Origin of the sequence: Imperialibacter sp., assembly GCF_040222385.1 — a bacterium.
Classification (GTDB): domain Bacteria; phylum Bacteroidota; class Bacteroidia; order Cytophagales; family Cyclobacteriaceae; genus Imperialibacter.
In genome coordinates this window covers 169,965-185,241 of record NZ_JAVKDF010000014.1, presented here as the reverse complement: position 1 = coordinate 185,241, position 15,277 = coordinate 169,965, and the positions used below count along the sequence as shown (strand labels likewise).

Sequence of the window (15,277 nt, the reverse complement as noted above, 5' to 3'; positions counted from 1 at the left end):
ACGTCGCAAGGGGTAAAGCTGAGCGACTTTACTTTTAAAGTGGTCAATGCAGCGGGGCAGGAATTCCCAACACTAGTAGAACACCACGAGGCAAAATCTGTGACAGTTAATTTACTTGATAGTCCGGCGGGCATCTATTTTTTAGTGACCGAAATAGAAGGTGCAATTGTGGTCAAGAGGCTATTCAAAAACTAAGACAGGATCTATTGTCGTTGTCCTAAGTCTTAATCCATCGCAACAACAAGCACGGGAACTTTGAGGAGGCCTTCCAAAACGGAAGGCTTCCTTTTTGTCGTAGCACCATACATAACCGAGAGAGAATCGAGTAGTGCTTTGGTAAGAGCAAAGGAAATTTCTATTTCAAGGACGCATCATGATGAGCCGGCGGATGCTCAGCTTACCTCCAGCTTATACCCCTTCCCATGCACATTCGTGATTTTCACGTTATGATCGGCTTGCAGTTTTTTGCGGAGCTTTGACACAAACATGTCCAGGCTACGGCCCACAATAACGCCCTCATCTTCCCAAACCTCTTTCATGAGTTTATCCCTCTCCAGCACCATGTTGGGCTGTTTGGCGAAGAGTGTCAGAATCTTTGCTTCTTTTGCCGTAAGGTCGATGATCTCGTCTTTGTGCTTCAGCATTCCGTTGTGCAGGTCAAAGGCAAACTGCCCAATCGAAAGTGTGGCAGGTTGTTGTTGCTCGTTGTGCGCAGCTGGAGCTTTTCTTAAGTAAATGAACCCGGCCAGGACGAGGCATGTGAGGGCCAGGCCACCCAGCTTCCATTTCCCACCAGCAAGGAGAATGGATCGTTCAAAGGTAATTTTGATCGCATAGCAACCCACCGGTTGGTCTCTGCCTTTACAAGGCACCAGGGTATTCTCCTCCGTACCGGCCTTTTGGTAACTGTACACAACCAAATTACCAGTACACTCCATCACGTTCACCACATAGGCGCTGGGTATAATTTTGGCATTAATGCCGGGAGCAAGTGCCTCGTGAATGACCTTTACCAGTGTGTCGGTGGTGAATGTCAGAGGGTTTTCGAACCGGATCAAGTAGATGTTATTATCAACTTTTGTTACCGGAAGTACTCTTGATGATGAATCTCCCGCCGCCAATAGCACTCTATAGCCTACATTGCGCATGGCTATTTCCGTCTTTTCGCCAGCCAAGGGTGGCGAATCACTGCCGGTAAGAAGGAGAACTGTAGCCAGGAGGCCAATTGCCAAACATGTCCCTGCCAAGATGGTCTTCATAACCTAAAGGTACTGCTTTGCAGGGAGCTATGTTTAGCTTTTACAACCGTTTACACTCTTTTTACATTTGTTTTACTATTGACGGACAGGGTGATGCCTAGGTTTGGGGCAAACAAACAGACAACAAGATGCTGAAATTACTTCTAGGTGTCCTTTTGATGATGAAGGTCGGAGCCGTGCAGGCGCAGGTGGTCAACCCACTATTGTTGCTATCGAAAGAACAGCTAAAGGAACGACGAGATCAGGTTATTCAGGACAATGAGTTTGTGCGCAATGAGGTGGGCAGGCATACCAATATCCATGTGGACTGCCTGCTGCTCAATGGTGTACCGTTTGATGTGGCGTTGCTTGATACGAAAAGTTGGGGGCTAATGTCGCTTGTGAGGGGAAAGCCGGGAAGCCCTGAGCAGGAACGCATTCCATTCAGGGCTTATCTGAGAAGAGAGGACATTATCATTTACAATGCGTTCTTTCAGAACCCCGTGTATGAAGTGTCCATTTCTAAGGTGCTTTCAGGTGCCAAGCCCGGCGACGTAATAATTGTGGAGCCAGAGAGGGACGAGGACTACAAGGCTAAAAGGGTGCTGAAGCTGATCGATTGAGCGGTGCTTTTTTGGCTGTGGGTGTGAAGACACACCCAAGAACCAAAGACCCACAAACACTTTTGCCGTTCCCGGTAATGTCTTCATGGCGGAAGGCGAGCCGTCTAAAACCTGGCACCCACTGCTACGGTGGTGCGCACCATATCCTGCTGGCCAGAGGAGTTGAAGTACTCAATCTGTATGATGTAGACACCCACTCTTGCCATTTCACCCATGTCGGTGGAGCCATCCCAGCGGAAGAAGCTACCTTCTGCCACGGTCTGGCCCTGCACAAGCGTTTTCATTTTTCTGCCTGCCATGTCGTAGATATAGACATCGATGCGGGCATTGGCCATGGAACTGTCGAAGGTAATTTCGGTGAAACCATTAAGGCCATCGCCGGGGACAAAGGCCTCTGGACTGGCACTTACTTTTCCGACTGTGGGCTGCCCCGCTCGTTGGCTGGCGTTTTTGTAGCCGGGTGTCGCAAAACCCGTCGTCGATACGCCTGACTCCCAGTTCTCCGGGTCGTTGGTTTCGTGCTCAACAGAAACCCTTTCCAAAGCCACTCCTTTGACATCCTCCAGAAAAGGTGAGTGTAGGTCTTCATCGTAATTGAACCAGTCAAGTACCCGGCCATCCGCATTTCTGATGATCACTCCGCCTTCCGTGTTGGGATAAGTGGGTAAGTCGGCCTCGAAAAACGTTTCCTCTTTTCCCGATGGGTAATCTGCCTTCAGGATCGTGGGCGATTCCGTTAGCACCAGAAAATCACCAGGCGCCAGCAGGTGATTTGATGTGGTAATGGTATTGAAATCATTGGGTTCTCCGGTGGCCGTGGTGATGTTGCCGACCTCCCAGCCTTTGATGTCGAGGTATTTGTCGGAGCGGTTGTAAAGCTCCACAAAATCGACACCACCACTTCTGGGGTTGAACAAGATTTCGTTGATAATTACATCCAGGCTGTCGGAGGGTGAGGGAAGGATGAAGTTGGCGGACAATTGTTCTGCCGGGCTGATGTTTCCCCGGCAGTCGACGAGGCCTGAAAGGGACACGGTATAGAAAGTGCCTGGACTGATACTTTCCTGATACTGAATAGTAAAGCTGTTGGTAAGGAGGCTCGCTTGAATAGTGAGATCTCCGAGCGAAGGCGTAATGTTGATCTCTAACTTATCAGTATCGATGATCACCTGTTCGCTGAGCCGTGCCAGCAGCGTAGAGTCGGAGGTTGGGATAACTTCCATCAGACTTGCGGGCATGCCATCGCCCAGGGTATTGTTCACCGAATTGATTTGACCAGGCGTTCCTCCGCTTTGGTTGGCCGAGGCAATCCAATTTTCTTCTCCGGCGCAGGGCAGATTTACATCGATGATCTCCAGCGACCAGCCGCCATCCTTTTTGCTGCTTTCAGTAAAGAGGCCGTCATCATATCGCATCCTATGAAGCAACTGATCTTCTAATAAAAGGGAAATCTCGTCGCCATCGTTTTTCAGGGACGGCATGGAAGTGATGACAAGTGTGGCACCGAATTCCTTTAACCGGGGCTGACTTCCTGAGCTGCAAAGGATGAGAAAAGAGTTGGGGGCAATAGCGCCTTTGGGAAAAGTAGCTTGCTTCTCTCCTACGATCAGTCTCACTCCGTTGTAGCTGACCCATTCGCTGGTAGGATTAAAGATCTCGATATATTCAGCTTCTGGCAGGCCTTGTGTGGGATCTGGATCAGGCATGATCTCCGAAATGATAAGCTCACCAAAAATAGGAGGCCTGCCAACGCCTACTGTCGTCTCAGCTACTTCCATTTCGTTGCCACTACAGTCCACAACTCCGGCGACGGTGACCAAGTACTCGGCACCTAAAGTCAACGGCTGCTTTAGTGTTGCCAGCACGCTGGTTTGATTTTCTTCCAGTACGAAAGAGGAAACTTCCGGCCCTCCTTTAATATCTACTTTTAGCGCTGCCAGGCCGACCTCGCTTATCCATTCTGAGAATCCCAGGCTGAGTCTCGTGGGCTCCACAACGGCAACATCGATGAAAGCAGGCGCAATAGAATCGATTTCAGAAAATGCCAGTGAATTGGCAGCGCCCGGAGTGCCGCCCAACTCGCTTTGAGATGCCGCCCAGCGATAATCTTCTCCGCAGGCCGACTCGCCCAAAATCCTTTCAAGTGACCAGCCACCTTCATCCTTTTGGGAGTCTTTGTACCAGGAGGTGGTATAAACTGCCTGGTCGATGACGTCGCCATAGTAATTTATCAGGCTAAGGGAATCCTTAGAGTTGGACAGCGCCGACCAGCCCGTGAGCCCCGCCACAGCGCCGAAGTCAGCAAGCGAGGCGGTGTCATTTGGAGAACACAGCATCAAATAACTCCCTGCTGGTAGCAAGCCCTCTCCCAGCTCAAAAGCCTTGTCGCTGTTGACGAACCCAAATGCAGAGAGCTCGAAATCAATACCGGAGTTGTTGAATAGCTCTACATATTCCACCTCAGGCAGCCCAACCGATGGACTGGGGTCTGCCATGATTTCCGTAATCAGGACTTCGCCAACCTTGGGAATGTTAGGCCTGGCGTAGGTAAATGAAATGGTGTCGACTTGCATTACGTTGCCAGAGATGTCTTCGACGTTTTTTACTGCCAATTGATAGGTTGTATTGTCGACAAACTCATTTTTGAAAGATAACGAAACCGAAAGGTGATCAGCGTCTGTGAACGCTACCTGATCCGGTTGAGGCAGTCCGATGATGGAATAATGATTTGGGCTGAGCGATGTTGAACTGGAAACCTTTTCAGAAAACTCCACGACGACCTCTGAGAACAGTCGGGAGAAGGCATTCGCAACGGTCGGCGACTGTGCATCGATGGCAAATGAGATGGCCTGGTCAGGAATTCTTCTGCCCCAAACATCGTACAGTTCCGAAAAAGTGAGGGTCAGGGTTTCGTCGAAGGGAAGGTTTTCGTCAAAGTAGATATTCACTTTGTTGGGCTTGTCGGCATCTGGCAAAATGAGAGAAGGGGTAATTTCTTCCGATCCGACGACCATTTGAGTCACCGTTGAAAGGCTGTCCGCATTGACCGGCACGGTAAGCAAAAGTTCAACAAGCGCCGGGTGATTTGACGTCACCTGCTCAACCAGCGAATGATAGGTAAAGTCAATGGTTTTTGAAGCGCCCAGCGCAATTCCATCTGCTGAGGTCAGGCCGTTGAATGCGAAGGTGTACAGAGAATCTTCTTCGAATTTACCGGACACTTCCAGTTCTAACAGGTGCGCCTCTTTTCCTTGTTTCACGGCCACAATATCATCGCCGATGACATTCGATAAAGTGCGATCACTGCCCAGCGCTTTGTTGAAGGAGACCAGCGCTTTGCTGGCTGAAATGACCATTGCTTTTCCGGGCTGCAGATCCTCGTTGTTGACGGTAGTACTAATTTTCACGGAGGTATTGCCGTAAAAATCTGAGATGCCATCGATAGCTAGTGGAATGCTATTGACATCAGGAAGGGCCTCAACAAAGGTGAGCATCACCACATTTGAGTCTGGAAGTGTCCTTTTAGCTACAGATGGCTGCTTGCTGCCCAGGAGGTAATGGTCAGGCACCGAAGCAGCGGTGGTAACTGGTTCGGATAAGGAAATCTCCAGTGTCTTTGGTGAGGTAACGATAACCGCATTTACTCTGGGAGGAAGGGTGTCGTAAACGAAGGGTTTGGATATCGCTTTTGTTATTTGATTTCCATAGAGGTCTTTCAGATTGACCACCGCAAGCTCCTGCTCAATTTCCTGGGGGAAAGGCTCTCCGAACGAAAGCAAGACTGACTTGTTATCCATTTGCAAGGCAACGGAATCAGGATGACCATGGTCTTTCCATTCGTAGTTGCCGGTGGCTTCCGCATAGGGAGCTTGCAGCTTTTCGTTGAAGTACACCACCAAATGAGATGCGTCCGTTGCGGCAATAGAATCAACGGTCGGCGGCTTCGTGTCGTGTCGAAAAATGTAGTCAGGGGTAATCAACGTTTCCGCCTCCGAAGTCACCAGATTGGAGATCGAGAGCACCAAATCTTTGTTCTCGGAAAAGTTGTCTTTGAAGATCAGTCGGGCAATGTTTTTGGCCACTGGAAGTACTTTCAACGGCTTTGCTTCTCCATCTACAGAGTAATTGTCAGCCGATGTCATTGACGTCTTGTCAGGCTCCTTATTGAAACTAACCGACAAAAAATTGGCTCCTTCCACCCATACCGAGTCGATTTGCTGTAGCACGGAAAAGGCCAGGGTGACGGGAGTTCCCATCGCATTCTCCAGTGTGTCTTTCAGGTAGCTCACCTCAATTTCATACGAGGCACCGAGAGCAAAAGGCTCTTCAAACTCCAGCAACACCGACTGAGGAGAGTCAGCCAGGAGATTGGCTTTGGCAGGAGCTGTTTCCAGGTCCACTATTTTGTAGTTCTCCTCTTTCTCAGCGTCTGTTTCTTTCAAAGGCTCATCGAACTGAAGCAGCAGACTACTGAACGAACGAAGCACCACCTGCTCCGGAACCGGTGGCTTCGTGTCGTAGTAAAAGTCAATTGAGCCGTTGGTCATAGGGTTGCCAGCACAGTCGCTGATTCCGGATAGCTCCAGTGAATAGTTGGCTTCCGAGGTCAAAGGCGTGGTGAGTGTAATGGACAGGGTTTGGTCATCGGGAAAGGAGACACCAGCGACCTCTTCACCATTGAGGCTTGCTGTAACGCCTGCGAGGTCGGTGTCCATTTTCTCATTGAAATGAATGGCGATGGTTTCTTCGTCTGCAATTTCGACCTCAGCAACAGTGGGCAGTGTGGTGTCAGGAGCATCGTCGAAGACCGAATTTTGTGTCCCTGGCGTGGCTCCTTTTTCGTCAATGGACGTGCGCCAGTTGGCGCTGCTTTCACAGGCTGGCTGCGGATTGGTTTTTTCCAGCGACCAGCCGCCATCCTTTTCGCTGCCGTCGTTCCAGCTGCTGCTAAAAGTCACTTCGTCAATCGTATTTCCAATCTGGTCTTTCAGCGTGATGACCTCGCCGGTATTGGTGAGGCTGTTCCAGCTAGTGATTGTTGTAGCATTACCGAAAGCCTCATAGCTGGTTAAATAAGTCGCCGGCACCAGCGCTACGTACGATCCTCCTGAGAGCAAATAGCTGCCGATTGTGCCGCCTGTCAGGTTGAAGCTATTTAGGTTGATAGAGTGGGTACCCGGATTGTAAATTTCCACAAACTCAGCCCCTGAGGCGGTGGGCAGCACAACTGGATCGGGGCTGGAGCCCTTGGGGTTCGGGTCGGCGAGAATTTCAGTGATAATGAGTGCGCCAGCAGGAGTAGGTTTCGACACTGGTACCGCTTCGGCCAGGTTTTCGGCCAGGGCATTCGCAGACTGATTAGAGACCCCGTTAATGGTGATCTCATAAGTAAAATTAAAGAAGTCTTCAGAGAAGATGAGCTCAACAACTTTATCGTCTGCCTCAGAAACACTGGCTGTTTGCGGATTGCCAAAACCGTCATTCAGCGAGTAGTTGGAGGTAAGTGCTGCCGAGCCTGGGCCTACCGACTGATTGAAGGTCACTTGCAAAGTGTTTTCACCAGTAACGCTGACCCCTGCGATGGTCAATGGCAGGTAAGAAAAGGCAAGCGCAGTGGGGTTTGGCGAAAGACCTGTCGAGGCTTCATCCGTCAGGTTGCTGATGGAGATTTCATAGGTATCGTTTAGTAGATTGGTACCAAGGGTAAGCACCACTTTATTCGGCTCAGTGCCAACGGCTGCTGAGGTCGGCGCCCCGACACTGTTATTGATTGCGTAATTTTCTGGTGTTTCAGCAGGCCCGACTGCCACGGTTTTGTTGAAGCTGATGGTTAACTGGTTTTTGGAAAGCACTTCTACCGATTCAGCAATGAGTGGAACCACAAAATCGAATTCGTAGGCAGTGGCAGGCTCGACCTGGCTATTGCCAGATGCGTTGACCAGGCCATTCGGCAAGCTCAATTCGTAGGCTTGCTCGACCAATTCAGTGCTGAGCGTGAGCAAGACTTCTTTTGGGTTAGAAGGATTCAGCACAGCACTGACGGGATTGCCTATTCCTCCGTTGATTGTGTAGTTGGACAGCGTTTCGGCGGCAGTTTCATCCAGTTCATCGTTGAAAATGAGCTTTAGCTCGGTGGAAGAGGGAGTGATGATTTCGGAAAGGGCGAGTTGGGTGTAGGAGAAGGCAGATTCAAGTGGAGAATTGATAGTGGTTGATGAGAAATCGTCTTTTAGGTCACTAACTTCTAGACTATAATCTCCGGTTGCCAAATCGGAGGTTGTCAGGGTAATGTTTGAATAATTCAAATCTGATCTGACAGCAGAAAAGACTACTATTCCATTGTCGACAACATAGTTTTCAGTCGTTTCGGCGCTGGTTTCCTCTACCGGTTGATTGAAGGTAACTATTAAATCGTTTTTACTAGTCACAGATATATTGCCTATCGATAGCTCGGTTTTAATTGAAATGTCATCGAAGTAGTAGCTGGAACTGTTACCTGCAGAATACTTAACGTAAAAACCAAAGTAGTCGCTAGAAGTGTGAGTTAGGTCTGTAGCAGTCCCTTCCAAGAGGTATTCAGTCTCAGAAGATAATTTTCTGAACAACTCCCAATTCCCAGAGGATGAGCGGAGCACTTTTACATCAATGTCAACAGTAGACGAATTAAGTATGCCGTTAAAGCCATCAATTAGAATCTCTGGAGTTGCACCGGACTGCTTGTATAGACTAACCTCATCTGGAGTGCCTCCCAGCATAACGAAATAGCCATTGACGTCACTCAGTAGGTTCGAATTGTCGGACGTCAGGTAAACACGCACAAAATTCTGACTACTGGGGTTATGATTCATTTTTACCTTAAACTCCCAGGAGGTATTTCCAAGAGAGTTAAATGCTGTGCTTATGAAAGATGAAGTGCTACCACTGGCCCCGCTGTTATTTAGTTGTAGCTCATTGCTACCATTTACAATAAAGTGACTACTTGGGTCATTCCATTCTGGGTTAGTAGTGTGATCCCCATCGGAGAAATCATCAATTACCTGACCGTAGGAAGAAAATAAAATACAAGAAGAGAAGATAATGGAGCAAACAATAGCTCTAATGATCATAATTGAAAAAAGGTAGGTTGGTCTCTCAATATAATCAATCTGATTATTTCAACTAATAAATAACTGCCATAATTGATTTTTTCATTGCTTGTGAGGTGATGAAAGGCTAAAATCTCAATTGCCATACTGAAAATGGGCATAGGAGACTCATTGCTTTTATGCTTATGTGAGGAAGAGTTTACCCGCAGAGAGGCCCTCTTCCGCTAAAGGCTTCGGAGGACAAAGACCACCTACGCCAGAGGCTTCGGCGGGCAACGGAGGAACACAGGGCAAGAGTCCCATAGGGACGGAACAGCGGTAAACCCGGAACCCCTGCCAATCTCCTGCGAGTGCCGTAGGTACGGCATATACAATTCAGGCTGGGATATCTCCACCCTACCCACACCAACGTCATCCCGATTGCGATCCCGATAGCTATCGGGAGAGCGAGCCGACGTGGAACCCGAAGCCGGAACGGGATCCCCTGGGTAATGGCACTGAACCGGATAAGGAACTGCATCAGTCCTCATGTAAGTCATGGGGATTTCTCACTTCGCCCCGATAGTCATCGGTGGCTACGTTTCGAAATGACGGCTGTTATGGATGCCTCAGCAGATCAGCAGCTTTGCCGGCAAGGCTCCCTTTGAAGGCTCGAAGTGATGTGCCAGTGAAGTATGGCCATATGAAAACCTTGGTTAATAAACACAGACAAAAGGCCTGGCTTTGCTGGTTTTTTGTGGGTTGCGCAACACCCACCCCCTCGGTTGCGCATTACCTTTGTCCTTAAGCAAGGAAATCTGTCCTACTTTGAATTAGGGTTTGTGTCGGCAAAAAAATAACTTATCATTGTTCAACTAATAGTAATATATGCTAAGTGAAAATATTCGTTCAGTAGCTTTGTCTTTTGCTCTTATTGTTGTCGCCCTTCAGCCACTTCGAGCCCAGTATGTGCTTACCGACTTTGCACCAAAATTAAAAGGGAATGCCCGAACTACTGGTCATGTGATCCAAAATGACGGCAAATTGGTGCTGTATGGCGACTATGCCTTCGCAGGCCAGGCCGTCGTCAAGGGCATAGTAAGACTAAATATCGATGGAAGTATCGATCAGAGTTTTTCGCTTAGCGACGATTTAATTTCGATCTATCTGAATCCGGAACTCTCCAGCGGCAAACACGCATGGGTAGAGCCAGGGCAAAATTCAGACCTCGTCGTGGGTACTCACACCACGCCCAGGGTAGTGACTGTGATTGACAGCATTGGACATGTGAAAAGAGAAATTCCAGTGCCCCTTCAGTATTTCCAAATAGATTACCTCAAAGCATTTCAGGATGGATATCTGGTGGTTGCGATGACCGGAAGCTCCCGGGGAGTGTTCAAAACTTTCGAAAACGGCAATGTCGATCCCGAGTTCATCCCATTTGAGTTCACCGGCCATGCCTATGACGTCCAGATTGATTCGGGTAATAATATTTTACTATTGGGAGACATTACCCACAATGGGGTAACGACCAATATGATTAAACTACAGACCAATGGTGAAAAGGATGACACTTTCAATTTGTTGACATTCAGTGAGTCGCAAACAAAGTTTACCCTTCTGCCGGATAAGCGAATTTTGCTAGCCGGCCGGTTTGACATGATAAATGACGTGTCTTATCCATATGGTCTGGCGCTTCTTGATCAAAATGGAAACGTCGACCCCTCGTTTTCAGGAACCGCTCTGTCGACCGTGATTGACGCCGAGGCCTTCCAAAAAGTGTTCGACGCAGCATTTGACCCCACTCTCAACAGAGTGGCTGTCATTGTCAGAGACACCTTGCAGCAGACTGCCATTGTTGGGGTTGAGCTCGACGGCACGCTTTCTTCGGAGTTTTCTAAAATAGTATTGAGCGAGAACTTTCTTTCCCAGCACACTCTTAGTTATGGAAACGGTCGTTTTATTTATTCCATGGACTTTGGTGCCACTTATGAGGGCGTGCTGTATACTTTCCTTGCTTTTGACGGAAGCGGCACGGTTGATACATCCGTCTCAGGAAACGAGCGCCTTTTTGGTGCCGGAGTAGTCAACACTGCTGTTGAGCTTGACGGCGGGGACATCATTATTGGAGGCAGTTTCACCCACGTCGATAACATAGAAGTGAAGAACCTTGCAAGGCTCAACGCCTCAGGCCAACCTGATCAGGTGTTCAACAGCAATAACCCATTGGCTGTTGACGATGTTGTTGAAAAGCTGGAGATTGACCAGAACGGAGACATCTACCTGGGCGGAATGTTTCGAAATATTCTTGGTCAACCAAAAGTTCCTCTGTTAAGAATGAGCGATGCAGGAGTTCTGGACGAGTCCTTTGTTGTCCATCTTTTTTCGCTGGGAAGTGAAGTCTTTCTGAAAGATTTTATACTGATGGACGACCGGATCATTTTTTGTGGGCAATTTTCAAATTATGTGCAGGCTGTGGATAAATCCGGTGTGTTGATTTCTGACTTCATCACCAGCTTGTTTCCCGGTGTAGCCGCTCAGGTTTTTAGCCTTTGCACCATAGACCAGGATAATTTTGCCATGAGCGGGGCGGTAAACAATGTTGCAGCTTTTTTATGGGCAATGGATAAAAATGGAAACTACAATCAAAACTATCTCCGCCAAGACTCCATAGACTTTAGCCCTAACGATATTGTGAAAATAGGAGACGCCCTTTACAATTCTGGTAAGCTAACCCATGGGGGCTCCGACGATGGTAATGTTGTTTATAAATATGACCTGCAAACCGGCGATATAATCGAGACTGGCCTTTCTACTTTTTATTCTCCTGGTTTATCCGACAATCGCCATCTGCTGGCAATTAATGATAGCACGGTACTTTTAAGCGGAAATTTCAAGAAGCTGAACAACGTAGCAGTGAATGATTTGGCAGGATCAAGTCTTGATGGCTCTGTTAACGAGCGCTGGCTTTTTAATGTGTCGCCAGACGCTTTGGAATACAGCGTCAATAAAACCCATTTACTTTCGGGAAACAGGGTTTTGGCAATGGGACGGTTTAAAAGCATTGAAGGCTTACCGGCCTACAGCCTTGCCATGTTGAGCGCAGAGAACTTCGAGCCAGTCGTCAGCTATGAACCAACAATCACCGTAAATGAAGACACTACCTTCAATCTGTTCGACTATATCACCATAGTTGATCTTGACGATGAGGCTTCAATAACCGTTTTCGACAATGAGCACTTTGAAGTAGGCTCAAGCGGCATGCTATCCCTGGCCAGCAACTACTTTGGCACTACCCAAATTGAGTTCGAGGTGAGCGACCCGCTGACTACGGTCGGTCCGTTCGAAATTACACTCAATGTTCAATCTGTGGATGATGCATTGGGCATATTTGATAGGGAGAAACAGTCGGCAGTTTCCGTTTTCCCTAACCCAGCAGCGGAAAGCTTCAGCATTTCGTCCATGGAGAAGATTCTACGAGTGACTGTTTTCAGCCTTAATGGAGCCAGGGTGCGAAATGTCAGGTTTGAGAAAACCAGCAATTCAGACTATTTGGTTAGATTAAATGGTGTGCACCAGGGGGCTTATATAGTCAGAGCGGAACTTGAGTCCGGACAGACCGTCGAATCCAGACTGATCGTAGACTAACTCAGTTTTTTTGTTGACACATGACTAACCGGGGGTTTACCGCAGCGTAATGGAGTTTCGCAGAAGAAGAGGCCCGTAGGGACGGAATGCCGGTAAAAACCTCTGACCTTCTGCAAATGTTCAGTGAGTGCCGTAGGTATGGCATATAAAACCCGGGTAAGTGGGCGTGCCAGTCGAAATGCGGTTGGGAGCGTGGCCCTTAGTGATGTGCAGCCTGCCGATTGAGACGACCGGCTACCTCTGTACAGCCTGCTGCCAGGTCGGGGGACTCCGTTCCACGTCGGCTCCCTCCTTCGTCGGAATCGAAGTGACGGTGTGTTATGGGGGCTTTGGTAGGTGGACGGCCTTTCTATTGCTCCGTAGACACGCCCACATCAAAAAATCCCCCTACCATTCTCTCATTATCATGACCCAAACTCGCTGGGCTTTAATGATTTCTTTTACTTTTGCACCTCAGTATTCAAAAACAATTATCATGAAATTAGCGGTAGTAGGGGCCACAGGGCTTGTGGGCTCCGAGATGTTGAAAGTGCTGGAAGAAAGGAACTTCCACTTTGATGAGTTGTACCTGGTAGCGTCGGAACGCAGTGTCGGCACCCAAATAAAATACAAGGGTAAACAGTACAGCGTGATTGGCATGCAAACGGCGGTGGACATAAAACCGGATATCGCTATTTTTTCGGCCGGTGGCAGCACGTCGCTGGAGTGGGCGCCTAAGTTTGAGGCGGCAGGCACAATCGTGATCGACAACTCGTCGGCCTGGAGGATGGATCCTACCAAAAAGCTGGTGGTGCCGGAGATCAATGGCAGCACGCTGCGCATCGACGACCGCATTATTGCCAACCCCAACTGCTCCACCATTCAGATGGTGATGGTGCTGGCGCCTTTGCATAAGAAATACGGAATAAAACGAGTGGTGGTGAGTACATACCAGTCAGTGACGGGCACGGGCGTAAAAGCCGTGGACCAGATGATGGCCGAGCGGGCCGGAAAATCGGAGCCGAAGGTATACCCTCACCAGATAGATATGAATGTGCTGCCGCACATTGACGTGTTCCTCGAAAATGGCTACACCAAAGAGGAGATGAAGATGGTGAAGGAAACGACCAAAATTATGGGCGACGACAGCATTAAGGTGACGGCCACCACGGTGCGGGTGCCTACGGTAGGCGGCCACAGCGAGGCAGTGAACGTGGAGTTCCTTAAGGACTTTGACCTGGCCGAGGTGCGTGACCTGATGAGCAATACCCCGGGTGTGGTGCTGCAGGACGATCCGTCGAAGAATATTTACCCGATGCCGATTTGGGCGCACAACAAAGACGAGGTGTTTGTAGGCCGCATCCGCAGGGACGAGTCGCAGGCGAACACGATCAATATGTGGATAGTGGCGGACAACCTGCGCAAGGGGGCGGCAACGAACGCTGTGCAAATTGCCGAGTATCTGGTGGGAGCCAATCTGGTATTTTGATTGATGCGCTGAGCCAACCGGACGTTCAGGCTTTTTTGAAGGCCCATGCTACGGACAGTCCGGCGAAGCTTGCTTTGCAGAAGAACCTGCCGGGGGGCGTGAGTGCTTCCCTGCTGGCATCTCAATTAAAGGCCCGACAAAAGGCCAAAGACAAATTGCCATCCTGGCTTGGCCGGGATGGCATTATTTTTCCCCATGGCGTAGCGCTGGAGCAGTGCTCGTCGGAAACGACGGCCCGGTTCAAAGCGGCCCGCTGGGCGGGCCAGTCCTTTGCCGACCTGACCGGAGGCACGGGCGTGGACACGTTTTTTTTCTCCCAGTCTTTTGAACAAGGGGTGTATGTGGAGGCCGACGCCGAAAGGTGTGCGCTGGCCAGGCACAATTTTGGGGTGCTGGGCGCTCAGCATTTGCAGGTGGTGCAAAGCACCGCTGAGGCATTTTTGGCCACCAACAAAGATTCTTTCGACCTTATTTATATCGACCCCGACCGCCGGGTTGGCGCTAAGCGAGCGATTGGCTTTAGCGACAGCACACCGGATGTGGTGGAGCTGATGCCGGAGTTGCTGAAAAGGGCCACCACCGTGCTGATCAAGGCATCGCCGATGATCGACATTCAGCAGGGCATTCGTGACCTGGGCAGCGTGAGCAAGGTATTGGTGCTGGCTGTGAACAACGAATGCAAGGAGGTGCTGTTTGTGTGTGACAATAGCGACAGGCCGGTGGAGATAGAAGCCTGGCAGGTGCAGGGAGGGAAGGAAACTGTGCTGCGCTTTAGCCTGGAAGAGGAGGCATCGGCTGGAGTGAGTTTCGGTGAACCGGAGGCCTATATTTACGACCCCAACGTGGCCATAACCAAATCGGGCGCTTACAAAACCGTGGCGGCCCGCTATGGGCTGAAGAAGCTGCACCCCAATACACATTTATATACGTCGGCCACGCTGGTGCCCGACTTCCCCGGCAGGACCTTCCGGGTGCTGGAGGTGTTGCCTTTTTCTTCGAAAGAATTAAAGAGCCTGAAGCTGCCTTTTGCCAAAGCCCATGTGATGAGCAAAAACTTTCCCCTGGAAGCGGCGGAGCTGCAAAAGCGCCTGAAGCTGAAGGAGGGTGAGGAGGGTTTTGTGATGGGAGTAACGGTGGGGAGTGGGAAGGTGTTGGTGGTGGCGGAGAGGGTGAATTAGGTTGGGTGTGAAGACACACTCTGGAACGGTGATTTGTGAACGGGTGTGAAGACACACC

General features: G+C 49.5%; 7 protein-coding genes. 5 read left to right on the top strand and 2 right to left on the bottom strand.

Annotation, left to right across the window (positions count from 1 at the left end):
• Positions 1-195 (top strand): T9SS type A sorting domain-containing protein (locus tag RIG68_RS03690; protein WP_350118711.1); only part of this gene is annotated, 195 nt, incomplete at its 5' end.
• A 197-nt stretch (positions 196-392) separates the two neighbouring features.
• On the opposite strand, the gene RIG68_RS03685 is transcribed toward RIG68_RS03690, so the two are convergent.
• Positions 393-1,259 (bottom strand): helix-turn-helix domain-containing protein, encoded by an 867-nt coding sequence (locus RIG68_RS03685; RefSeq protein ID WP_350118708.1) that lies wholly within the window; start codon positions 1,257-1,259, stop codon positions 393-395.
• A 128-nt stretch (positions 1,260-1,387) separates the two neighbouring features.
• On the opposite strand from RIG68_RS03685, the gene RIG68_RS03680 reads away from it, so the two are divergent.
• Positions 1,388-1,861, top strand: a complete 474-nt coding sequence (locus RIG68_RS03680) for a hypothetical protein (protein ID WP_350118705.1) — start codon at positions 1,388-1,390, stop codon at positions 1,859-1,861.
• A gap of 104 nt (positions 1,862-1,965) precedes the next feature.
• Here RIG68_RS03680 and RIG68_RS03675 read toward each other — a convergent pair whose 3' ends face one another.
• Complete coding sequence (locus tag RIG68_RS03675; protein ID WP_350118702.1) at positions 1,966-8,967, bottom strand: lamin tail domain-containing protein; 7,002 nt, start codon at positions 8,965-8,967, stop codon at positions 1,966-1,968.
• A gap of 846 nt (positions 8,968-9,813) precedes the next feature.
• On the opposite strand from RIG68_RS03675, the gene RIG68_RS03670 reads away from it, so the two are divergent.
• The 3 genes from RIG68_RS03670 to RIG68_RS03660 all read left to right on the top strand — a co-directional run bounded on the left by RIG68_RS03670 (position 9,814) and on the right by RIG68_RS03660 (position 15,219).
• Positions 9,814-12,573, top strand: coding sequence for a T9SS type A sorting domain-containing protein (locus tag RIG68_RS03670; protein ID WP_350118699.1), 2,760 nt, complete (start codon positions 9,814-9,816; stop codon positions 12,571-12,573).
• Positions 12,574-13,048: 475 nt separating this feature from the next.
• The gene (locus RIG68_RS03665) at positions 13,049-14,041 is read left to right on the top strand and encodes an aspartate-semialdehyde dehydrogenase (RefSeq protein ID WP_350118696.1); all 993 of its coding nucleotides are present in this window, start codon (positions 13,049-13,051) and stop codon (positions 14,039-14,041) included.
• Positions 14,038-15,219 carry a THUMP-like domain-containing protein gene (locus tag RIG68_RS03660; RefSeq protein ID WP_350118693.1) on the top strand — a complete coding sequence of 394 codons (1,182 nt, stop codon included), beginning with the start codon at positions 14,038-14,040 and terminating at the stop codon, positions 15,217-15,219. The genes RIG68_RS03665 and RIG68_RS03660 overlap by 4 nt, the downstream gene beginning before the upstream one ends.
• Positions 15,220-15,277 lie beyond the last annotated feature (58 nt).

Coding starts and splice junctions, on each gene's coding strand:
- RIG68_RS03675 (WP_350118702.1), bottom strand. CDS start 8,967: ATGATCATTAGAGCTATTGTTTGCTCCATTATCTTCTCTTCTTGTATT.
- RIG68_RS03680 (WP_350118705.1), top strand. CDS start 1,388: ATGCTGAAATTACTTCTAGGTGTCCTTTTGATGATGAAGGTCGGAGCC.
- RIG68_RS03685 (WP_350118708.1), bottom strand. CDS start 1,259: ATGAAGACCATCTTGGCAGGGACATGTTTGGCAATTGGCCTCCTGGCT.
- RIG68_RS03670 (WP_350118699.1), top strand. CDS start 9,814: ATGCTAAGTGAAAATATTCGTTCAGTAGCTTTGTCTTTTGCTCTTATT.
- RIG68_RS03665 (WP_350118696.1), top strand. CDS start 13,049: ATGAAATTAGCGGTAGTAGGGGCCACAGGGCTTGTGGGCTCCGAGATG.